Consider the following 20975-nt stretch of genomic DNA (forward strand, 5'->3'; position numbering starts at 1 on the left):
ACCACCCCCACGACCCCCAACCACGCACCGCGCGCACGGGCGGACGCCTGGACGACGACGAAGGGCACCGCGGTCACGGCGGACGTCCTCGCCAACGACACCGACGCGGACGGCGACCCGCTCACCGTGACGTCCGCGGGGCGGGCCCGGAACGGCACCGTCGGCTGCACGCCGTCCGGCGCCTGCGCCTACGCACCACGTCCGGGGTTCACCGGGACCGACGTGTTCACCTACACGGTCACCGACGGCCGGGGCGCGAGCCGGACGGCCGGCGTCGTCGTCACGGTCCAGGACCCGTCGGCGACCTGCGTGTACGTCTGGTGGTGGCCGCCGAGCTGGGTCGGCTGCGTCCGACCCCGGCCGTGAGCCCGGCCGTGGGGCACGGGCTCACTCGTCGCCGGTGCGCCGCCGCAGCACGAGGAGGGCCCCGGCGAGCAGGACGACGATCCCGCCGACGGTGATCAGGAGGGTCCGGTTGCTCGTGCCGGACGCCGGGTCGGTCGCCGGGTCACCCGCGGGGGCCGCGGCGTCGGCGGTCGGCTCGGGCGCCGCCACGGTCGCCTGGACGCCCTGGTCGAGGCGCACGAGCGCGATCGGGTCGAGCGTGGAGAGCTGGGCGGCGTAGACCTCGGTGCCGACCTGGCGGGTGACAACCTGGTTCCAGGCCGCGCCGTCCCAGGTGCAGAGGACGACGGTCTGGTTCGTCTGGCGCACCGCGCGCAGGTTGACGATGAAGGCCGCACCCGCGGCGAGCGGGACCTCGGCGCCGTCCTTGCCGTCCGCGAGGGCCGAGAGCTCGTAGAGGTTGCTGACGATCGTGCCGCCGTCCCCGTACGGCTTCGGTGCTGCCTTCGGGGTCGCTACGAGGTCGATCGACGTCGTCTTCGCCGGCGCGGCGAACGCCCCCTCGGCGACGGAGAAGGCCACCTGCGGGCCCTGTTCGCTGCTGAACCCGCGCGACGCCTGGCTCACCGCGCCGCTGCTGCCGGGCGTGACCTGGATCGTCGCCCGGGCCGGGGTCGCCGCGGCCGCGGCCTTCGACTCACCGGGCGGCGGGGTGACCCAGCGGTAGGGCTCGTCGGGGAAGCCGATGCCGTCGTAGAGCGGCGGCGCGTGCGGCGGCCGGACGGCGACCGTCGCGCCGAGCGCGAGCAGGGCCGCGACGAGCACGACCCAGCCGCGACGGCGGCCGCGGACCCGGCCTTCGGGCGACGGACGGGACGACGGTGCGGACGACGGCACGGTCGCGGCCGTCACCGCAGCCACCACCCGGCGAGGTCGGCGAGCGTGTGCGCCACCGCGGGACCGCCCCAGCCACCGGACACCATGCGCACCCCTCCGAGCAGCAGCCCGACCACGAGGTCGAGCACGAGAACGGACCAACCGTAGAGGGGCACGTGGAGCAGCCCGAACGCGACCGTCGTCACGCCGAGCGCGACCCACTCGCCCGCCCATCGGTCGAGCGCCGTCCAGAGCACGCCGCGCAGCAGCATCTCCTCGGTGACGGCCACCGCGGAGACGACGAGCGCCCACAGCGGGAAGTCGCGCGCGGGCAGCGCACCGCCGTCCGTCGTGAGGTGCACGACGAGCGGGACGACGCACAGCGCGAGCGCGCCGAGCCCGCCGAGGGCGACCTGCCGGCGCCACGGCCCGGGCCGCAGCGCCTCGGCGCGGTCGGCGAGGACGACGACCGCGAGCAGGAGCACCGCGAACACCGCGCCCGCCCACACGCTGCGCACCCCGGCGTCGCCGGCGACCCCGAGCCGGACGGCGAGCGCACCGGCCAGCCCGGCGACGAGAGCGACGGCGCGCGCTCGCGGGGCGTGGACGGCGTCCAGGACGAGCGTCACGCCGACCCGCCGGAGTGCTCGACGAGCGGCTGCGCGAGCAGCCACAGGCTGAGCATCGTGTAGCCGACCATCGCCGCGAGCCACGGCCACTCCGAGCGCCGGGCGAGCGCGACCGTGGAGGCCGCGCGCCCGAGGTGCCGGTGCGCGAGGACGACCGCGACGACGTGCGCGACGACGATGACGACGATCTGCACGTACCAGACGACCGCCGTGGGCAGCAGCGCCGTCGAGACGACGTAGTCGTCGTTGAAGGGGTACGGCAGCGACAGCGGCCAAGTGTCCGAGCCGACCGGGTTGCCGAGCAGCGGGAGAAGCAGCTGGCCGTTGACGACGACGTACTGCAGGTAGTGCGCGAGCAGGTAGCCGTAGGCGATCGGCAGCAGCGAGGGCAGCAGCCCGGTGAACGCGGGCAGCGTCGTCGTGCCCCCGGAGGTCGACCCGTGCGCCCCGGCCCGGCCCGCGGCGACCGCGAACGCGCCGAAGACGCCGAGAGTGACGGCGGTGAGCACCGCGAACGTGCCGGTCGCGAACACCTCGTAGCCCGCGCTGCCCGGCGCGACCCCGGCGGGGAACGCAGCCGTGAACGTGCCCCACTGCGGCGTCGAGAGCAGGCCGTCGAACGAGACCGACACGAGCAGGAGCAGGACCGCGACGACCCGGCTCGCGGACGCCTCGAACGGCACGTCGAGCCCGCCCGCGAACCCGCGCCGGCCGCCCGCCCGGAACCGCCACCAGCCGAGGCGCCCCCACGTCGCGAAGAGCACGGTGAACATCTCGCCGCGGCCGTTCCACGCGTCGGCACCGAAGACGATCCCGCCGACGGCGCAGACGAGCGCGTAGACGACGAGCCCGGTCGCCGTGACCCGGGGGAGCGTCGCCGTCGCGTTGAGCACGAGCTCGCCGACGACGACGACGAAGTAGACGCCGGCCGCGAGCCACCAGCCGAGCGCGGGCGGCCACGGCAGGGGCGCCGTCCGGTTGAGCACCGCCTTGCGCACCCGCGCGCTGCCGGCGGCGCGGGCGATCGCCGCGAACGGGTTGACCGGGCCGGTGAAGTCCCCGACGGCACCGACGGCGAGCGGCAGCGCGACCCAGACGACGAGCCAGAAGAAGACCGGCAGCAGGTTCTCCGAGACCTCCTGGCTGCCGAGCAGCCCGCCGAGCACGAGCAGCGCGAGCACGACGACCGACAGCGCAGGCAGCACCCGGCCCCCGGACGGCGGCACGACGACGTCGGCGCGCACCGTGTCGTCCGGGGCCACCTCGCGCCGGTACACGAGCGCGAACGACAGCAGGACGACGAGTGCGCCGCCGAGGACGAACAGGCTGAGCGGGACCGGGCTGTCGTACCTCTCCCCGAAGGCATGCGCGAGCACCCTGCGACGGTAACGGCAGCGGCACACTGTCGGGGTGCGCATCGATCTCAACGCCGACGTCGGGGAGTCCTTCGGCCGCTGGACCCTCGGCGACGACGACGCCCTGCTCGAGGTCGTGACCAGCGCGAACGTGGCCTGCGGGTTCCACGCGGGTGACCCGGCGACGCTGCGCCGCACGTGCGCGACGGCCGCCCGGCACGGCGTGGCGCTCGGCGCCCAGGTCTCCTACCGCGACCTCGCCGGGTTCGGCCGCCGGTTCGTGGACGTCGCACCCGCCGACCTGCGCGACGACGTCGCGTACCAGGTCGGCGGGCTCGCGGCGCTCGCGGCGGCGGCCGGCGTGCCGCTGGCCTACGTCAAGCCGCACGGTGCGCTCTACAACGCGGTCGTGCACCACGAGGCGCAGGCCGCCGCGGTCGTCGAGGCCGTCGCGGAGCTGTCCGCCGGCCCGCTCGCCCGGGCCTGGGGCGGGCCGCTCGCCGTCCTCGGGCTGCCCGGCTCGGCGCTGCTGCGGCACGCCGCGGACGCCGGCCTCCGGGTCGTCGCCGAGGCCTTCGCCGACCGCGGCTACACGCCCGCCGGCACCCTCGTGCCGCGCGCGGAGCCGGGAGCCCTCGTCACCGACCCCGCCGAGGTCGCCGCGCGCGCCGTCCGGATGGCCGTCGACCACGAGGTCGTCGCCGTCGACGGGTCGGTCGTCGCCGTCGACCCCGGCTCGCTGTGCGTGCACGGCGACTCCCCGGACGCCGTCGGGCTGGCCCGCGCGGTCCGGACGGCGCTCGCGGCGGCCGGGGTCGACGTCCGGTCGTTCGCCACGCCCTGACCGGTCCGGCGGGATACTGGCGCGATGGGCACCTGGCCGGAGGACGGCATCGCACGTGACGGCGTCCGGCTGCGCCGCTGGCGCGCCGAGGACGCCGAGCAGCGGTTCGCGATCCACGACGCGGAGTCCCTGCGCTGGTCGCCGCCGATGGGCCCGCGCGACCTGGACGCCCAGCGCGCGCGGATCGAGAAGGCGCTCGCCGTCGAGCCCGGGTCGGAGCCGCTCAGCCTCGCCGTCGTCGACGACGCCGACCCGGCCCGGGTGCTCGGGGACATCGACGTCCGGCCCGGCCCGCCGCCGCCGTTCTCGGTCCGCGACATCGGCTACGCCGTCCTGCCCGCCGCCCGCGGCCGCGGGGTCGGCAGCACGGCGCTGCGGCTGCACACCGAGTGGCTGCTCGACCCGGACGGCGGCGACGTCCTGCGCGTCCAGCTCGACCACGCCGTCGAGCACGTGGCGTCCTGCCGGACGGCGCTGCGGGCCGGCTTCGGGATCGAGGGCCGGCGGGGCCGGTTCCTCCCGCTGCAGGAGAACCCGGACGCCCCGGTCGTGCACCACGACGTCTGCCTGCACGGCCGGGTCCGCGACTGACCGGCACCTGGGGACGGCCCCGGCCCGGCACGATGGCCCCGTGACCGACCGGCGGCTCCACGCGTGCGGCGACGTCGGCGTGCTCGTCGACGCCGACCCGGACGACGTCCTGCCGCTGCACGCCGGGCTGCACCGCTCGTGGACGGCGGGCGGCGCACCGGACGGCGTCCTCGACCTCGTCCCGGCCGAGCGCTCGCTGCTCGTCGTCCTCGACCCCGCCCGCACCGACGTCGCCCGGGTGGCCGCGTGGGTGCGCGGCACACCGTCCGAGCCGGTCGACGACGCGCACGTCGCCGAGGTGACCGTCGACGTCCGCTACGACGGCGAGGACCTCGACGCCGTCGCCGGGCACGCGGGCCTGACCGCGGCCGAGGTCGTCGCCGCGCACACGGCGGGCCCGTGGCGGGTCGCGTTCACCGGGTTCGCCCCCGGCTTCGGGTACCTCGTCGGCGGCGACCCCCGGCTCGCCGTCCCGCGCCTGGACACCCCGCGGGTCCGGGTCCCGGCCGGCGCCGTCGCGCTCGCCGGCCGCTACTGCGGCATCTACCCCCGGCCGTCGCCCGGCGGCTGGCGGATCATCGGCTCCACCGACGCCGTCCTCTGGGACGTCGACCGCGACCCGCCCGCGCTGCTGCAGCCGGGCCTGCGGGTGCGCTTCCGGGCGGTCGGCCCGTGAGCGCGGCCGGCCGGCCGATGCTCGACGTCGTCCGCGCCGGGCCCTCGACGACGGTGCAGGACCTCGGCCGGCCCGGGCTCGCGCACCTCGGCGTCACCCGGTCCGGCGCCGCCGACCGCCGCGCGCTGCGGCTCGCCAACCGGCTCGTCGGCAACCCCGAGGGTGCGGCCGGGCTCGAGGTCACGCTCGGCGGGTTCGCCGTCCGGGCCTCGGCCGACGTCGAGGTCGCGGTGACCGGGGCCGGCTGCCCGGTCGACGTCGACGGCCGCCCGGTCGGCCGGAACGCCGTCGTCCACGTCCGGGCCGGGCAGGTCCTCACCCTCGGGACGGCGACCGCCGGGCTGCGCTGCTACCTCGCGGTCCGCGGCGGGGTCGCCGTCCCGCCGGTGCTCGGGTCGCGGTCCCGGGACACCCTCGCGGGGCTCGGACCCGAGGGCCTGCGGGACGGCGACCGGCTCCCGGTGGGTCCGCCGCCGCCCGGGCCGCCGATCGTCGACCTCGCACCCGTCACGGACCCCCCGAGCGGTGAGGTCGTGCTCGACGCCGTCCTCGGGCCGCGGGACGACCTGCTGCCGGCGGCCCTCCTTGACCGCTTGTGGGCGGTCCGGTGGTCGGTCGACCCGGCGAGCGACCGGGTCGGGGTGCGGCTCACGCTGCCGCACGACGACGTGCAGCAGGGGCCGGGCCCCGCTGCACAGGCGGGTGCAGGTTCGGTCCCGAGCGAGGGCATGGTGCGCGGTGCCGTGCAGGTCCCGCCGTCCGGGCTGCCGGTGATCTTCCTCGCCGACCACCCCGTGACGGGCGGGTACCCGGTCGCCGCGGTGCTCACCGACGCGTCCGCGGACACCGCCGCACAACTACGCCCGGGGCAGCCGGTGCGCCTGGTCCTGCGGCCCGCTGCCATCCGGTGACGGCGGCTTCCAGCGCAGCTTCGGACGACCCCCGTCGAGCACGACCTGCTCCGTGACGACCTCGCCGGTGAACGTGTTGCGCACCCCGAGCTCGACGCCGTCCGGGATCTCGCGGACCCGCGCCGGCAGGATGTGCTCCTCGTCCCATCGGTCCTTCCAATCGGCCGCACGGCTGCGGAGCGCGGCCAGACTCATCGGTTGCCGGGTCTCCTCGTCCTGGTCGTAAGGGCGCCGGCAGACGTCCTCCTCCGCCTGCCGGGCTAGCTCGCCCGGCAGGTGGGACGCCTCGACGGCGGCCTCGAAGAGCGGCTCGGGGACGGTGTCCGTCGGAACGTCCACCCGCTGCGGCGCGTAGGTGAACCGGATCTCGGACCGGCCGGTGCCCTCGGAGACGGACTCCCAACGGGTGATGCGCCCGGCGGGGTCGACCGTCCACGTCGCCCGCGTCCCGATGCTCGCCCAGGTGATCGTGTAGAGAACTCCGCCGTCCGGCTGCCGCTCGGTGGCCGTGGACGTGGGCTCCGTCTGGTCCGGTCGCTCCGGGAGGACGTCGTGCAGATACAGGTCGTCGATCCCGTCGCCCGGTGCCTGCCACCGGACCGATGTCGCCGGGGAGACGGTCCAGACATCCGGGCCGCGTCCCAGCAGAGTCCGCGCCGGGCCGGCGTCCGGGTCGAACGTGTACGCCGCGGTCGGGGTCGTCACCACCCGCCACCCGGTCGAGGACTCCGTGCGCAGCCGCCCGTCCGCAGCGTCGTAGCGCGACACGTCGTCCGTCGCCTCGTCCCGTTCCTCGGTGCGCACGGCGAGCAGGCCGCCCCTCGCGGCCGCCTTGGACGTCCCGATCGCTGTGAGCACCAGGGCCGGCAGTGGCCGCGTCCGGGCCGCCGAAGGGCCCGCCGCCGTCTCCGGCGACCCCCGCCCCGGCAGCAGCGCCGACGCGCCGGCGGCGATGAGCACCACCGCGGCGGCCGCCGCCGGGAGCTGCCACCGCCGGCGCGGTCGGCTGGTCCTTTGCTCCGCCACGGCGTCCCCCATCGACGAACCCCGGACCGCACGCTCCGGCTGAACGATCCTAGGCATGCGGCCCGGGCCGGCCGCCGGTTCCGTTGTGTCCGGCTGCGTACAGTGCGACCATGATCTACATCCTCGGGCTCGGGGTCGTCGCCGTGCTGCTCGGCGCCGCGGTCCTCGTCCGGGCCGCCGGGCGGCGGGGCGCCGGGACCCGTTCACGGGCCGAGACGGTGATCTCCTTCGTTGTCGGTGCGCTCGTCGTCCTCGCAGGTGCCGTCCTCGTCGTCCTCGGCACGATCGGGGTCGGGCTCGGGTCGGGGGACTGACCCGAGCGGCCGTGCACCACGACGCGCGACCCCTGCTCAGCGCAGGACGGCCCTGCCCTTCACGAGCACCAACCGACCGGCGACCGTCCGGCCGGAGAACGGTTGGACGGCTGGGTGAGAACCGCGCACGCCGCTACGACGAGCGGACGACGGTCCGCTGTGCGCCGTCGTCGGCCCGATCGGGGTCGGGGCGGTGCGGCGCTCCCGGGGCCGGCGATAGCGTGCCCACGTGCGCGACTTCTTCGGCGAGGACCTGTTCGGCGGTACGCCCGGCGTCGTCTTCGGCGGGTTCGCCGCGGTGATCGGCGTCGGCATGCTCCTCGTCGGCTCGACCCTGGTCCGCCGGATGCGTCAGGCGCGCGTCGTCCGGGCCCGCGCCCTGCCGGTCCGTGCGGTCGTCGTCGGCTCGCGCACGGCGGTCGAGCGGGACATGGACGGCGACCGGCGGTCCGTCGTCCGCACGACCGTGCGCTTCGAGGACCGTCGCGAGGTGACGCACGAGGTCGAGGTCCCGCTCGCGAACGCCTTCCGCGGGCAGGCCCCGGGCAGCGAGGTCGACGTCCTCTACGACCCGGAGGCGCCGACCACGGTGCTGCTGCCGTCGGGCGGCAACGAGATCGTCGTCGGGGCGGCCGGCGGCTTCTTCGCCGTCCTGGGGGTCGGGGTGCTCGTCGTGGCCGCGCTCGTGCTGTCGGTGGCGCTCGGGCTCGGCGGGGGCGACGACGTCCCCGGCGACGTCGAACTGCCCGGCGTCGTCGACGCCCCGTAGGCCCTCGGGCCGTCGACCGGACGACGGTTCGACCGTCACCCGAACGGAGCACGAGTCAATCCCGGGCGATCCGGGCTTCAGTGGTTAGCCTGGCGACGTTTACTCATCGCAGTCAGCCGATCACTGTGAGCCATCCCGGGGGGATGAGGAGGCGCCATGACGAAGAAGGCTGAACCGGATCTCGTCGTCGATCTCGTCAGTGCCGAGAGCGCGCCGCCGCACGGCGGGGACGAGCGCTTCCGGGCTCTCTTCGAGCACGCGCCGGTCGGGGTCGCGCTGTGCGACCCGAACGGCCGCTTCGTCGACGTGAACCCGAGCTTCCGCGACCTGCTCGTCGGCACCGGGATCGACCCGGACGACGGCAGCCTGGAGGACCTCGTCCGGTACGCCGCGCCGGGCAGCGACGAGGCGACCGGCTGGCTCGACGACCTCGGCCGGGTCCGGGCGGGCACCCGGGACGTCGCCTGGGCGGAGGTCTCGGTCGCCCCGCCGGACGCCGCCCCGCGCTGGCTCGAGGCGACCGCCGTCCGCGTCGTCCTCGGCGACCAGCCGTACCTCCTCGCCCACATCGACGACACGACCCGGCGCCGGCTCGAGGAGCAGCGGCTCGTCCGGCTCGCGCTGCACGACGGGCTCACCGGGCTGGCGAACCGCACCTTGCTCGCGGAGCGGCTCGAGGACGCCCTCGCCCGCGGTGCCCGCTCCGGTCTGCCGGTCGGCGTGATCTACCTGGACCTCGACGGCTTCAAGGGTGTCAACGACCGGTTCGGCCACGCGGCCGGCGACGAGCTCCTCGTCGCCGTCGCCGAACGGCTGACCCGGGTGCTCCGCGCCGGGGACACGGCGGGCCGGCTCGGGGGCGACGAGTTCCTCGTCGTCGCCGGGGACGTCGTCGACGCCGCCGCGCTCGCCGAGATCATGCGGCGCGTCGAGGCGGCGCTGCGGGTGCCGATCCCGGTGGACGGCGCGGAGGTCGTCGTCGTCGCGAGCTGCGGAGCGGTGCTCAGCCGCCCGGGGGAGACCGCCGACACCGTCGTGCGTCGCGCGGACGCCGCGATGTACGCCGCCAAGCGCGCCCGCAGGCGTCGCACGACCCGCCGTCCGCCGGCGCAGACCGACCCGGTCCAACTCGCCCTGCTCCAGGAGCAGGCCGCGGTCGCCCGCCCGCCGGACGTCGTCCAGCCGGTCGCGCCGCGTCCCGCGCTGATCCAGGTGCCGGGCCAGGCAGGTCCGTCCCCGGCGAGCTGACGGCCCCGCCGTGCGGTGACCAGGCCCGATGCCGCAGGCTGTGCCCTGTGGGGGAGCAGGAGTTCGACGTCGCGGTCCTCGGCGCGGGCGGCGCCGGGCTGTCCGTCGTCGTCGCGCTCGACCGGCTGGCCCGCGAGCGACGGGCCCGCGGCGAGGACGTCACCGTCCCGTCGGTGGTGCTCGTCGACCCGGTGGTCCGCGCCGGGGCCGACCGCACGTGGTGCTTCTGGGACGTCCCGGACGGCGAGGTGCTCGGTGCCGTCGAGGGCGCCGTCCACCGGCAGTGGCGGCGCGTCGAGGTCGTCGGCCCGGACGGCGAGGTCGGCGTCCACGACCTGAACCCGCTGCGGTACGTCATGGTCCGGTCGGCGGACTTCTACGCGCTCGCGGACAAGGCGGTCGTCTCGCTCGGCGTCGAGCGGGTCGTCGCCGCGGTGAGCGACGTCGTGGACGGCACGCCGTCCGGCGCGCGCTCGCAGGTCCGGACGACGGACGGCCGGACGCTGTCCGCGCGCTGGGTCCTCGACTCCCGCCCGGCCGCCCCGCGACGTCCGGCGAACACGGCCTGGCTGCAGCACTTCCGCGGCCGGACCGTCGCGTTCGACCCGGCGACCCTGCGACCCGGCGCCCTCGACCCGCAGGTCCCGGTCCTCATGGACTTCACGACCCCGCAGCCGCAGCACGCCGTGAGCTTCGGCTACGTCCTGCCGCTCGACGACCGGCGCGCGCTCGTCGAGTACACGGAGTTCTCCCGCGCCCGCCTCACCGACGAGCAGTACGACACCGCGCTGCGCGGCTACCTCGAGGCCCGGTTCGGTGCGGCCGCCGCGGCCGCCGCCGTCGTCGAGGAGGTCGAGGACGGCGCGATCCCCATGTCGGACGCCGTCCTCGACGCCCGCCCCGCACCCGGCCGGTTCCGGATCGGTACCGCCGGCGGCGCGACCCGCCCCTCGACCGGCTACACCTTCGCCGCGATGCAGCGCCAGGCGCACGCGATCGCCGAGGCACTCCTCGACGGCCGCCCCCCGGCACCGCCCGCGGCCTACTCGCACCGCCACCTCTGGATGGACGCCGTCCTGCTGCGCGCCCTCGACCGAGGCCGCACCGGCGGCGCCGCGCTGCTCGCGACCCTCTTCGCCCGCAACCGCCCGGCCGACGTCCTGCGCTTCCTCGACAGCGGGACCACCCTCGTCGAGGACCTCACCCTCATGCGGACGACCCCGGTCCTCGCGATGACCGCCGCCGCGTTCGGCGACGCCGCCGCCCGCCTGCGCCGCCGCGTCACCCGCCCCGCCTGAGCCTGTCCCACCGCGCCTGGACCCTCCCGCGTCGGGCGCCCGGAAGGTATGCCCCTCGCGAGACTTTGCTCTGCCATCAGGAGCGAGCCAAGCCACCGTGCGCCCGAGCGTGTGCCCGAGCGTGTGCCCGAGCGTGACGCGGAGCGGTCGCGCTGGCCGCCCCTGGCGCACATGCTCGGGGTCACGCCCGCGCACACGCTGAGCGCCGTCGTCCTGGCTCGCTCGTGATGGCAGAGCAGGCGGGGGTCCTGGCTCGCTCGTGATGGCAGAGCAAAGCACCCGCACCCCCTGTCCTCGCCCGCCTCCCGACGCCGACCGCGGGCAGGGCGAGACGGGTGACACGCCTGCGCCGTCCGGGTGACGAACCGGGACCTCCGGTGCAGACCGACCACCCGCTCCGTGGTCTCATCGAGGTATGCGCCTGGATCATCTCTCGTACGCGGCGGAGCACGACGGTCTCCGGGCCACGGCGGCCCGGCTCGGGAAGGCGATCGGCGTCGCACCGGTCGACGGCGGGCTGCATCCGCGGTTCGGCACCCGCAACGTCGTCCTGCCGCTCGCCGGCGGGCACTACGTCGAGGTCGTCGAGGTGCTCGAGCACCCGGTCGCGGACAAGGCGCCGTACGGTCGCGCCGTCCGGGCCCGGTCGCAGGCGGGCGGCGGGTGGCTCGGCTGGGCCGTCGCCGTCGACGACCTCGCGCCGGTCGAGGCGCGGCTGGGCCGGCAGGCGGTCCCGGGCAACCGGCACCGGCCCGACGGCGTCGAGCTGCGCTGGCACCAGATCGGCATCAACGGGCTCATCGCCGACCCGCAGCTGCCGTTCTTCACGCACTGGGAGGTCGAGCCCGGGCTGCACCCGTCGGTCGACGCCGACGGCACGGTCAAGCTCGCCGGCCTGCGGATCGCGGGCAGCCCCGAGCGCCTGTGCGAGTGGCTCGGGCAGCCGGGCGACCACCCGCTCGACGAGGTCGACGTCGAGTGGGTCGCCCCGCACGGCACCCCGGGCCTGCTCTCGGCGTTCTTCGACACCCCGACGGGCCGCGTCGAGGTCTGAGCGACCGGACGACGGTCCGACGGCGTCCTCAGCGGTGCGGCGTGAACCGCCGCAGCCGCAACGAGTTCGTCACGACGAAGACGCTGCTGAACGCCATCGCCCCGCCCGCGACGAGCGGGTTGAGCAGCCCGAGCGCGGCGAGCGGCAGCGCGGCCACGTTGTAGGCGAACGCCCAGAACAGGTTGCCCTTGATCGTCGCGAGGGTGCGGCGTGAGAGCGCGATCGCGTCGGCGGCCGAGCGCAGGTCCGACCGCACGAGCGTGAGGTCGCCCGCCTCGATCGCGACGTCCGTGCCGCTGCCCATCGTCAGGCCGAGGTCGGCCTGGGCCAGGGCCGCGGCGTCGTTGACGCCGTCCCCGACCATCGCGACGACGCGCCCCTGCGCCTGGAGCCGCCGGACGACGTCCACCTTGCCCTCCGGGGCCACCCCGGCGACGACGTCCTCGGCCGCGATCCCGACCTCGGCGGCGACCGCCGCGGCGGCCCGCGCGTTGTCGCCGGTGAGCAGCACCGGCCGCAGCCCGAGCGCCCGCAGCGCGGCGACCGCCTCTCGGGAGGTCGGCTTGAGCGTGTCCGCGACGGCGAGCATCCCGCGCGCCGCGCCGTCCCAGCCGACGAGCACCGCCGTCCGGCCCGCGGTCTCCGCCGCGTCGAGCGCCGCGTCGAGGTCGGCCGGGACGGCGAGCCCGCGGCCGGCGAGCAGCGCGCGGCTGCCGACGGTGACGTCGAGGGCCGCGCCGTGCGCCGTCCGGACCGTGCCCGTGACGCCCTGGCCGGCCGTCGAGACGAACTGCTCGACGTCCGGCAGCGTGCCGCCGAGCGCGGCGAGCCGCTCCCGTGCGGCGTCCGTGACCGCGGCGGCGACCGGGTGCTCGCTGCCCGACTCGACCGCACCCGCGAGCCGCAGCGCGTCGTCCGCGTCGAAGCCCGCCGCGCGGGCGTCGTCCGACGCCGTGACGTCGACGAGCCGCATCCGGCCCTGGGTGATGGTGCCGGTCTTGTCCAGGACGACGGTGTCGGCGCGCCGGGTCTGCTCGAGCACCTCGGGGCCCTTGATGACGATGCCGAGCTGGGCGCCGCGGCCGGTGCCGACGAGCAGCGCCGTCGGGGTCGCGAGGCCGAGCGCGCACGGGCACGCGATGACGAGGACCGACACCGCCGCGGTGAACGCCGCCGTGACGTCCCCGGTGACGACGAGCCAGGTGACGAGGGTGCCGACCGCGATGACGAGCACGACCGGCACGAACACCGCCGAGACCCGGTCCGCGAGCCGCTGCACGGGGGCCTTGCCGCTCTGCGCGGCCGTGACGAGCCGGCCGATCTGGGCGAGCCGGGTGTCGGCGCCGACCCGGGTCGCCCGGAGCACGAGCCGGCCCGACGTGTTGACCGTCGCGCCAGTGACCGTGTCACCGGGGCCGACGTCGACCGGCACCGGCTCGCCGGTGAGCAGGGACTCGTCGAGCGCGCTCGTGCCCTCGACGACGACCGCGTCGGTCGCGACCTTCTCCCCGGGGCGGACGACGAACAGGTCGCCGACCGCGAGCCGGTCGACGGGCACCCGCTCCTCGGTCCGGCTGCCGTCGTCGCCGACGCGCAGCCGGGCGACGTCCTTGGCGCCGAGCTCGAGCAGCGCGCGCATGGCGGCCCCCGAGCGGCGCTTCGCGCGGGCCTCGGCGTACCGCCCCGCGAGCAGGAAGACCGTGACGACGGCCGCGACCTCGAGGTACAGGTCGGCGCCGCCCATGGCCCGCATGGCCGCCATGTCCATCCGCATGCCCGTGCCGACGTCGCCGCTCGCGGTGAAGAGCAGGGCGTACAGGGACCACAGGTAGGCGGCGGTGACGCCGAGGCTGACGAGGGTGTCCATCGTCGTCGCGCCGTGCCGGGCGTTGACGACGGCCGCGCGGTGGAACGGCCAGGCGCCCCACACCGCGACGGGCGAGGCGAGGGTCAGGGCGATCCACTGCCAGCCGTCGAAGGCCAGCGCCGGGACCATCGACAGCACGAGCACCGGCAGCGCCAGCGCGGCACTGACGAGCAGCCGCTGCCGCAGGGCCTCGAGGCGGGTGTCCGCGGCGTCGGTCACGGGCGCGGACGACGGTCCGCCGGTCGTGACGTCGGGCTGCGGCGGAGCGGGCGGCGGCGGGAGGGTCGCGCCGTACCCGGTCTTCTCGATCGTCGCGATCAGGTCGTGCGGGTCGAGCGCCGCGGGGAACGACACGTGCGCGCTCTCGGTCGCGTAGTTCACGGACGCCGTGACGCCGTCCATCCGGTTGAGCTTCTTCTCGATCCGGGCGGCGCACGAGGCGCAGGTCATGCCGGAGACCGGCAGGTCGAGCGTGACGAGCGGGACGACGGGCGCCGGGGCGGCCGGCACTGTCGCGGGAGTCGGGGGCGTCGAGGGCGGCGGGGTGTCAGTCGTCGACGACGGCATAGCCGGCCTCGTCCACGGCGGCCTTGACCGCCTCGCCGTCGAGCGGGGCGTCGCTGGTGACGGAGACGTTCGACGTCCCGCCGGCGACGAGGTCCACGGTCACGTCCCGGACGCCGGCGAGCTCCTTGAGCTCCTCGGTCACCGCGTTGACGCAGTGCGAGCAGGTCATGCCGGCGACGTGGACGACGGTGGTGGTCACTTCGGTCTCCTCGTTGAGCGTGGTGCTTCGTGGTTCGGTGAGCGCAGGGTGCTTGTCAGCTGCGGACGAGCCGGGCGATCGCGTCGGCGGCCTCGCGGACCTTGGTCGCCGCGGCCTCGTCGGACTCCCGGGCCGCGTCGACGACGCAGTGCCCGACGTGGTCCTCGAGCAGGCCGAGACTCACGGCCTGCAGGGCCTTGGTGACGGCCGCGACCTGGGTGAGGATGTCGATGCAGTAGACGTCCTCCTCGACCATCCTGTGGATGCCGCGGACCTGCCCCTCGATCCGCCGCAGCCGGCGCAGGTAGTCGTCCTTGGAGCCCGAGTAGCCGGCCATGACCCTCCCTCGACGTGGTCGCTGTCGTCCGGGCCAACACCATACCCCCGCAGGGTATTTCCGGCCGGGACCGTGGTCCCGCCCACCGCGTCGGGCGGGACCGGGTCCGGACGTCACCCCGGTCAGCGCGACCGACCTCGTGCGTGATCTCTATACTCGGCCGCCACAGTGACCATCGGCCCCGGGGGACCGCCGACGTGAACTTCAGGGTGACCGTGCACGACCCGGGCACCGGGGCCTCCCGCACGGTCGAGGTGTCGGCGGCCCCGGAGTCGTCCGTCGCGTCCCTGCTCGCGGCGCTCCCGCTCGGCGGGCCCGGCTCCGCCTGGTTCGTCGGTGCCGCCTGGCTCGACCCTGCGTCCACCGTCGCCGACAGCCCGCTCGTCCCCGGCGCCGTGCTCTCCCTCGGCGCCCCCGGCCCCGACCCCAGGGCCCTCCCGCACGGTGCGGTCGGCGCGCTGCGCGCCCTCGACGGCCCGGACGCGGGTGCCGTGCACTGGCTCGCGATCGGCCGGCACGAGATCGCCCGGCGCCGGGACGCGTCCGTGCCAGTGCGCGACCCCGACGCGAGCCGCACCCACGCCGAGATCCGGCTCGAGCCGAACGGGACGGCGTCCGTCGCCGACCTCGGCTCCGCGAACGGCACGCGGGTGGACGGCGTCCCGCTCGCCCCGGGCACCGCGGCGGCGCTCGCGCCGGGTGCCGTGCTCGAGGTCGGGGCGGGCCTGTTCGAGTGGGTCCCGGTCGGTCCGCCGCCGCCCCCGCCCGTGCGCAGCCCGGACGCCCGGCTCGACATCGACCGGGCCTTCGCCGCGAGCCCGGCGATCGTGCCGGTCCGGGTCCGGATGCCGCAGCCGGTCGAGCGCAACGCCTCGTCGAAGGCGACCGCGGTGACGACGGCCGTCGTGCCGCTCGTGCTCGGCGGCGTCATGGCCGTCGTCCTCCACTCGCCCGCGATGCTGCTGCTGGGCCTCTTCGGGCCCGTCGCGTGGGCCGCGCAGGCGTTCTTCGACCGGCGCAGCCGGGCCGCGAGCCAGTCCCGGTTCGACACCGCGAAGGCGGCCGTGCAGCAGACCATCGCCGCCGCCGTGACCACCGAGGAGCGGGCCCGCCGCGCGGCCGCGCCCGACGTCCACGACGTGACGCTCGCCGCGACCGGGCGCCGTCGTGGTGTGTGGCCGCGCAACGCCGACTCGCCGGACGGGCTCGTCGTCAGGGTCGGCACCGGGAGCCGCCCGGCGGCCGTCGAGTGCGAGGGCGAGGTCTGGGAGGGCTTCGTCCCGCCGGTCGTCCGCGGCGTCCCGGTCACCGTCGACCTGCGCGCCGCCGGGGTGCTCGGGGTCGTCGGCCCCGCGACCGCCACCGCGGGCACCGCCCGCTGGCTCGTCGCCCAGCTCGCGACCCTGCGCTCGCCCGCCGACCTGCGGCTCGTCGTCGTCACCGCCGACCCGGGCGGCGCGGACGACCTCGCCTGGACGGCGTGGCTGCCGCACCTCGACCCCGGCGAGGACGGCGCCGTCCCGGTGCTCGTCGGCAGCACGGACAGCACCCGCCGGGACCGGATCGCCGAGCTGCGCGACCTCGTGACGCGTCGCAAGGACGCCGCCCGCGACAGCTTCGACGGGGGCCGGCCGGCGGGAGCACGGTTCGGCGAGGACGTCGTCGTGGTCCTCGACGGCGCGCTCGCGCTGCGCAAGCTGCCCGGCATCGAGACCGTCCTGCGCGAGGGGCCCGAGGTCGGCGTCCACACCGTCGCCGTCGACCGGCAGAGCCTCAACGAGATGCGCGCCGAGTGCGCCGTCGACGAGACCGGCGCCGTGCGGCTGACCCGCTCGCGCGTCGAGGAGCCGGTCACCGCGCACGCCGAGCAGATCTCCGCCGCGGACGCCGAACGGGTCGCCCGGGCGCTGTCCCCGCTGCGCGACCGGCTGACGCTCGCCGCCGCGGAGCGGGCCGTCCCGTACCCCGTGCGGTTCCTCGACCTGCTCGGGATCGCCCGGCCGACCCCGGACGACGTCGCGCGGGCCTGGGCGCGCACGCCGGGGCCGTGCACGAGGGTCGTGCTCGGTGCCGACGCCTCCGGCCCGGTGACCGTCGACCTCGCGGGGCAGGGTCCGCACACGATGCTCGGCGGGGCGACCGGCGCGGGGAAGAGCATCCTGCTCCAGACCCTCGTCACGTCGCTGCTCATGGCGAACCGGCCCGACGAGCTGAACCTGGTGCTCGTCGACTTCAAGGGCGGCAGCGCGTTCCTGCCCTTCCGGCGCTGCCCGCACGTCGTCTCGCTCATCCGCTCGACGGGCGAGACCGCCGCCGACGTCTTCGACGCGGCCGCCGCCGAGCGGGTGCTCGCGTCGGTGCGCGCCGAGGTGCGGCGCCGGGAGTCGATGCTCGCGCGGTTCGGCGGCGAGATCGACGAGTACTGGCGCTCCCGGGGCTCGGCCGGCTGGGAGCCGCTGCCCCGCCTCGTCCTCGTCTTCGACGAGTTCGCCCGCGTGCTCGAGACGTCGCCGAACTTCCTCGTCGAGCTCGTCAACGTCGCCGCGAAGGGCCGCTCGCTCGGGATGCACCTCGTGCTCGCGACGCAGTCCCTCCAGGGCAAGCTGTCGCCCGAGCTGAAGAACAACATCGACCTGCGGATCACGTTGCGGCAGAACGAGCCCGCCGACAGCGTCGAGGTGCTCGGCGTCCCGGACGCCGCGTCGATCCCCGGCCGGCTCCGCGGCCGCGGGATGGTCCTCTGCACCAAGGACGAGACCCGCACCCCGACGCTCTTCCAGTCCGGCTACCTGGGCGACCCGCCGCCGACCGGCCAGGCGCCGCCGGCGCACGTGCGGCTGCTCGACTGGACGACGCTCGGCGAGCCACGGCCGGCCGACGCCACCGGGCCCCGCGGCGAGCGGACCGACCAGGTGCTCGCGATCGAGGCGATCGAGCAGGCGTCGGCGGATCTCGCTGCGCCGCAGCCGTTCCGGCCGCTGCTGCCGGCACTGCCCGTCGTCCTCCCGCTCGTCGACCTCCCGGCGCGCGCGACCGAGCCGGTCGCCGCGACCGCCGTCCCGTTCGGGCTCGTCGACGTGCCGGACCGGCAGTCCCAGCCGGCCGCCGTCCTCGACCTCGCGGGTACCGACCGGCTCCTCGTCGCGGGCGGGCCGCAGTCGGGCCGGACGACGGTCGCCGCGGCACTGCTCGCGGGCGTCGTCACGCGGTGGCGCCCGGACGAGGCGCACGTGTACGTCCTCGAGCGCGAACCCGGTGGCCTGGCGGCGTTCGAGGCTGCGCCGCACTGCGGCGGCGTCGTCACGCCGGGGGAGCCGGACCGGGTGCGTCGGCTCGTCCTGTGGCTCGCGGCCGAGGTGCAGCGCCGTGCCGTCGCGCGGTTCTCGGTGCCGCCCGGGCACCGCGACCCGTTCGTCGTGCTCGTCGTCGACGGCTGGGAGCACTTCGAGAACCGCGCCGACCCGATGTTCCAGGAGACCTCGCTGCTCCAGACCCTGCGCGAGGTGATCCAGAACGGCCCGCCCGTCGGGGTGCACGTCGTGCCGATCGGCGGCCAGGACATCCTCAACGGCAAGCTGCCAGGGCTGTTCACCCAGCGCGTGCTCCTGCCGTTCCCCAAGGACGAGCTGCGCCGCTCGCACGCCCCGACCCGGACGGCGGCCCCGCCGCTGCTGCCCGGCCGGGCGATCGACGGCGCAACCGGTGCACATCTGCACGTGTCGGTGCCGGACGTCGCGGCGGCGCTCGTCGCGGCCAAGGGGCACGGCGTCGGTGGTGACCTCGACCCGGCCCGGCTGCCCGTCGTCCTGCCCCGCCTGCCGGTCGCTCTCTCGCTGGCCGAGACGCGCGCCGCGGTCGGGCTCGACGACGCCGGTCGCGGTGCTGCATGGGTGCCGCTCGGCGTCGGCGGCCCGGCCGTCGAGCCGGTCGGGATCGACCTCTTCGAGGCCGGTCCGCACCTGCTCCTCGTCACCGGGGTCGCCGGCACGGGGCGCACGTCCGTCGCCGCGACGGTCGCGCGAGGCCTTCGGGCGCAGGGGATCGGGGTCCTCGCGGTGTGCCCGCCGCGCTCGGGCCTGGCCGCGCTGCTGCCGGCCTCCGACCCCGGGGTGCGGGTCGTCACCGGCACGACCGTCGAGGACACGGCGCTGCGCGAGGCGGCCGCCGACCTCGAGGCGGTGCTGCCCGGCGGCCGCTACGCGGTCGTCGTCGACGACTGCGAGCAGGTCGTCGTCACCGCGGCGAAGGAGAACTGGGACGAGAAGCCGACCCTGCTCGCCGAGATCGCCGAGCCCGGCTCGCAGGGCCGCCGCGCGCTCGTGCTCGCCGGCGACGCGCTGCCGATCGTCCAGGGCCAGCGCCGTGCGCTGGCCCGGGTCGTCGGCGAGGTCTTCACCTCGGGGGCGCGGTTCCTGCTCTGCCCGACCGTGCCGGCGGCGGCGCGGGAGATGGGTTTCCAGCTCGAGCCCGACCAGTTCTTCGCCGGCCCGCCCGGTCGCGGCCACCTCGCGGTCGGCCGCACCGTGACGCTGGTGCAGGGGGCCCGGCCGTGACGCCCTACCGCCAGGTGCGCGCGGTCTTCGACGACGCGACGATCACCGTCTACCAGGCCTACCCGCCGCGGATCGCCGACCCGGCGCTGGCTGCCGGCACCTTCGTCGCGCCGTTCAAGGTCGACCGGATGACGTGGGTCAAGCCGTCGTTCCTGTGGATGATGTACCGCTGCGGCTGGGCCGAGAAGCCTGACCAGGAAAGGGTTCTCGCCGTCCGCCTCAGCCGGGCCGGCTTCGAGGAGGCGCTGTCCCGGGCCTGCCTCAGCGAGTTCGACGCCGCACTGCACGCCTCGCACGACGCCTGGCGGGCCGCGCTGCGGGCGAGCCCGGTCCGGGTGCAGTGGGACCCCGAGCGCGACCTGCACCTGCAGCCGCTCGGGTGGCGCAGCCTGCAGGTGGGCCTGTCCGGTGCTGCCGTCCCGCGGTACGTCGGTGAGTGGATCGTCGGCCTCGACGACGTCACGCCGTCGGCGCGCGCGATGCACGCGCACGTGCGCGCCGGCGACCTCGCCGCCGCGACGGTGCTGCTGCCGCCGGAGCGCCCCTACCCGCTGCCACCCGCACTCGTGACCCGGCTCGGCGCGACGCCTCCCGACGCCTGACGGGTCGGCTGCGACGCCAAGGCCCTGGTCTTCGACGCGTCCGCCGGCTCACCCGCCGTGCAGGTCCGGGTCGAAGCCGGGGTAGGGCAACGGCTGCTGCGGGTTGCGGCCGGCGACCCACCAGTAGCTGCTGCGGCCGTAGTACACGGTCTTGGCCCAGTCGTCGGCGTATTCGTGCGTCAGCATGGTGGTCATCCGTGACGCTGGCGTTCCACTCGAGGGGGTCACTGTCTCCTGGCTCGAACCACGACATCAGGTCCGAGACGGTCCAAGCCAGGGTGCGGGCGAGTGCGACGCGCCGTTCGGGCGACAACGCCTGCAACCGCCGCCGCAGGGCCCGCCCGCCATCCGGTGCGATGTCCGGCTCCGAGGCGGCGAGCAGCCACCTGGGCAGCACCGACTGCCACCTCATATCCTCGAACGGGGTGCCACCCGCGACGGTGGCGGCGATCACGGCCAACGCTTCACGGCAACGATCGACCACCTCGGACACCGGTCCGTCGGAGCCGACGTCCACCGTGACGACACCGACCCACCCTGTGACTCCGGGCAGTGCGTCGAACGACAGGGTTGCTGGGCGTCGTCGGTCATGCGGAACTCCTGGTTCGCGTCACGGCGTCAGTGCCCGTCGGTGCTCGACCATGCCGGCCCGAGGAGAACAGGACCGGCGCACCGGCCCCGGCTCGCGACCCGACGTCTGCTCGTCACTCCATGATCGTGGCGGATTCCGCGGCAGAGTGCCGCGACATTCTCCGCGCACACGTTGTCGACGGAGTTGAAGTCGTCCTTCCAGCCGGGTCGAGATAGAGCTGCATCAGCACGGCGAGTGCCGGTTACCACGCCTGGCGGGTAGGTATCGAGTGGCGTTCCAAGGAGCTCGCGCGCGTAGCGTCGGCGGTCACCAGACGCGTACC

General features: G+C 76.0%; 20 protein-coding genes. 12 read left to right on the forward strand and 8 right to left on the reverse strand.

Features of this window, described 5'->3' with window-relative positions:
* Positions 1-366: cadherin-like domain-containing protein (locus tag EDJALFJO_RS34635; protein ID WP_198950761.1), on the forward strand; the 366-nt coding region annotated here is incomplete at its 5' end.
* 21 nt (positions 367-387) lie between these two features.
* On the opposite strand, the gene EDJALFJO_RS29510 is transcribed toward EDJALFJO_RS34635, so the two are convergent.
* The 3 genes from EDJALFJO_RS29510 to EDJALFJO_RS29520 are packed head-to-tail and all read right to left on the reverse strand — an operon-like array spanning position 388 to position 3226.
* On the reverse strand, positions 388-1257 hold the full coding sequence (locus tag EDJALFJO_RS29510) for a hypothetical protein (protein WP_143448864.1): 870 nt from the start codon (positions 1255-1257) through the stop codon (positions 388-390).
* A complete protein-coding gene (locus tag EDJALFJO_RS29515) occupies positions 1254-1850 on the reverse strand; it encodes a CPBP family intramembrane glutamic endopeptidase (RefSeq protein ID WP_088289908.1) in 597 nt (198 codons plus the stop codon). The genes EDJALFJO_RS29510 and EDJALFJO_RS29515 overlap by 4 nt, the downstream gene beginning before the upstream one ends.
* Positions 1847-3226, reverse strand: coding sequence for a hypothetical protein (locus EDJALFJO_RS29520; protein WP_088289909.1), 1380 nt, complete (start codon positions 3224-3226; stop codon positions 1847-1849). Before EDJALFJO_RS29520 ends, EDJALFJO_RS29515 begins: the two co-directional genes overlap by 4 nt.
* Positions 3227-3260: 34 nt before the next feature.
* Here EDJALFJO_RS29520 and EDJALFJO_RS29525 point away from each other — a divergent pair, with 34 nt between their 5' ends.
* Genes EDJALFJO_RS29525 through EDJALFJO_RS29540 form a run of 4 tightly spaced genes read left to right on the forward strand, consistent with a single transcriptional unit; the run spans position 3261 to position 6227 of the window.
* A complete protein-coding gene (locus tag EDJALFJO_RS29525) occupies positions 3261-4049 on the forward strand; it encodes a LamB/YcsF family protein (RefSeq protein ID WP_088289910.1) in 789 nt (262 codons plus the stop codon).
* A 24-nt stretch (positions 4050-4073) separates the two neighbouring features.
* Positions 4074-4640, forward strand: a complete 567-nt coding sequence (locus EDJALFJO_RS29530; RefSeq protein WP_088289911.1) for a GNAT family N-acetyltransferase — start codon at positions 4074-4076, stop codon at positions 4638-4640.
* 40 nt (positions 4641-4680) lie between these two features.
* Positions 4681-5316, forward strand: a complete 636-nt coding sequence (locus tag EDJALFJO_RS29535) for an allophanate hydrolase subunit 1 (protein WP_088289912.1) — start codon at positions 4681-4683, stop codon at positions 5314-5316.
* Between the two features lie 17 nt (positions 5317-5333).
* Positions 5334-6227: a biotin-dependent carboxyltransferase family protein gene (locus tag EDJALFJO_RS29540; protein WP_088289929.1), complete on the forward strand. Its 894-nt coding sequence runs from the start codon at positions 5334-5336 to the stop codon at positions 6225-6227.
* Here the strand turns inward: EDJALFJO_RS29540 and EDJALFJO_RS29545 are convergent.
* The gene (locus EDJALFJO_RS29545) at positions 6174-7265 is read right to left on the reverse strand and encodes a hypothetical protein (protein ID WP_143448866.1); all 1092 of its coding nucleotides are present in this window, start codon (positions 7263-7265) and stop codon (positions 6174-6176) included. The genes EDJALFJO_RS29540 and EDJALFJO_RS29545 overlap by 54 nt on opposite strands.
* A gap of 98 nt (positions 7266-7363) precedes the next feature.
* Here EDJALFJO_RS29545 and EDJALFJO_RS29550 point away from each other — a divergent pair, with 98 nt between their 5' ends.
* From EDJALFJO_RS29550 to EDJALFJO_RS29570, 5 genes are all read left to right on the forward strand, one after another.
* Positions 7364-7567, forward strand: coding sequence for a hypothetical protein (locus EDJALFJO_RS29550; RefSeq protein ID WP_088289914.1), 204 nt, complete (start codon positions 7364-7366; stop codon positions 7565-7567).
* 229 nt (positions 7568-7796) lie between these two features.
* Positions 7797-8336 carry a DUF3592 domain-containing protein gene (locus tag EDJALFJO_RS29555; protein WP_088289915.1) on the forward strand — a complete coding sequence of 180 codons (540 nt, stop codon included), beginning with the start codon at positions 7797-7799 and terminating at the stop codon, positions 8334-8336.
* A 156-nt stretch (positions 8337-8492) separates the two neighbouring features.
* Complete coding sequence (locus EDJALFJO_RS29560; RefSeq protein WP_088289916.1) at positions 8493-9584, forward strand: sensor domain-containing diguanylate cyclase; 1092 nt, start codon at positions 8493-8495, stop codon at positions 9582-9584.
* A 47-nt stretch (positions 9585-9631) separates the two neighbouring features.
* Complete coding sequence (locus EDJALFJO_RS29565) at positions 9632-10882, forward strand: lycopene cyclase family protein (protein WP_198950762.1); 1251 nt, start codon at positions 9632-9634, stop codon at positions 10880-10882.
* Positions 10883-11297: 415 nt separating this feature from the next.
* Positions 11298-11936: a VOC family protein gene (locus EDJALFJO_RS29570; RefSeq protein WP_088289917.1), complete on the forward strand. Its 639-nt coding sequence runs from the start codon at positions 11298-11300 to the stop codon at positions 11934-11936.
* A gap of 28 nt (positions 11937-11964) precedes the next feature.
* Here EDJALFJO_RS29570 and EDJALFJO_RS29575 read toward each other — a convergent pair whose 3' ends face one another.
* Genes EDJALFJO_RS29575 through EDJALFJO_RS29585 form a run of 3 tightly spaced genes read right to left on the reverse strand, consistent with a single transcriptional unit; the run spans position 11965 to position 14906 of the window.
* Positions 11965-14370 (reverse strand): cation-translocating P-type ATPase, encoded by a 2406-nt coding sequence (locus EDJALFJO_RS29575; RefSeq protein WP_198950763.1) that lies wholly within the window; start codon positions 14368-14370, stop codon positions 11965-11967.
* Positions 14351-14569, reverse strand: coding sequence for a heavy-metal-associated domain-containing protein (locus EDJALFJO_RS29580; RefSeq protein WP_088289918.1), 219 nt, complete (start codon positions 14567-14569; stop codon positions 14351-14353). The genes EDJALFJO_RS29575 and EDJALFJO_RS29580 overlap by 20 nt, the downstream gene beginning before the upstream one ends.
* 55 nt (positions 14570-14624) lie before the next feature.
* Entirely contained in the window at positions 14625-14906 is a 282-nt protein-coding gene (locus EDJALFJO_RS29585) for a metal-sensitive transcriptional regulator (protein ID WP_088289919.1), read from the reverse strand.
* Positions 14907-15103: 197 nt separating this feature from the next.
* Between EDJALFJO_RS29585 and EDJALFJO_RS29590 the strand changes: the two genes are divergently transcribed.
* The gene (locus EDJALFJO_RS29590) at positions 15104-19459 is read left to right on the forward strand and encodes an FtsK/SpoIIIE domain-containing protein (RefSeq protein WP_143448867.1); all 4356 of its coding nucleotides are present in this window, start codon (positions 15104-15106) and stop codon (positions 19457-19459) included.
* On the forward strand, positions 19456-20061 hold the full coding sequence (locus EDJALFJO_RS33815; RefSeq protein ID WP_143448868.1) for a DUF4291 domain-containing protein: 606 nt from the start codon (positions 19456-19458) through the stop codon (positions 20059-20061). Before EDJALFJO_RS29590 ends, EDJALFJO_RS33815 begins: the two co-directional genes overlap by 4 nt.
* Before the next feature lie 48 nt (positions 20062-20109).
* On the opposite strand, the gene EDJALFJO_RS34640 is transcribed toward EDJALFJO_RS33815, so the two are convergent.
* Complete coding sequence (locus tag EDJALFJO_RS34640) at positions 20110-20247, reverse strand: hypothetical protein (RefSeq protein WP_158220614.1); 138 nt, start codon at positions 20245-20247, stop codon at positions 20110-20112.
* Positions 20248-20975 lie beyond the last annotated feature (728 nt).

This window comes from Kineosporia sp. A_224 (assembly GCF_002198655.1).
Taxonomy (GTDB): Bacteria; Actinomycetota; Actinomycetes; order Actinomycetales; family Kineosporiaceae; genus R-H-3.

Excerpts from the sequence above, each read along its gene's own strand:
- EDJALFJO_RS29530 (WP_088289911.1), top strand. The coding sequence starts at position 4,074 with ATGGGCACCTGGCCGGAGGACGGCATCGCACGTGACGGCGTCCGGCTG.
- EDJALFJO_RS29540 (WP_088289929.1), top strand. The coding sequence starts at position 5,334 with ATGCTCGACGTCGTCCGCGCCGGGCCCTCGACGACGGTGCAGGACCTC.
- EDJALFJO_RS29545 (WP_143448866.1), bottom strand. The coding sequence starts at position 7,265 with ATGGGGGACGCCGTGGCGGAGCAAAGGACCAGCCGACCGCGCCGGCGG.
- EDJALFJO_RS29550 (WP_088289914.1), top strand. The coding sequence starts at position 7,364 with ATGATCTACATCCTCGGGCTCGGGGTCGTCGCCGTGCTGCTCGGCGCC.
- EDJALFJO_RS29560 (WP_088289916.1), top strand. The coding sequence starts at position 8,493 with ATGACGAAGAAGGCTGAACCGGATCTCGTCGTCGATCTCGTCAGTGCC.
- EDJALFJO_RS29570 (WP_088289917.1), top strand. The coding sequence starts at position 11,298 with ATGCGCCTGGATCATCTCTCGTACGCGGCGGAGCACGACGGTCTCCGG.
- EDJALFJO_RS29575 (WP_198950763.1), bottom strand. The coding sequence starts at position 14,370 with ATGCCGTCGTCGACGACTGACACCCCGCCGCCCTCGACGCCCCCGACT.
- EDJALFJO_RS29585 (WP_088289919.1), bottom strand. The coding sequence starts at position 14,906 with ATGGCCGGCTACTCGGGCTCCAAGGACGACTACCTGCGCCGGCTGCGG.
- EDJALFJO_RS34640 (WP_158220614.1), bottom strand. The coding sequence starts at position 20,247 with ATGCTGACGCACGAATACGCCGACGACTGGGCCAAGACCGTGTACTAC.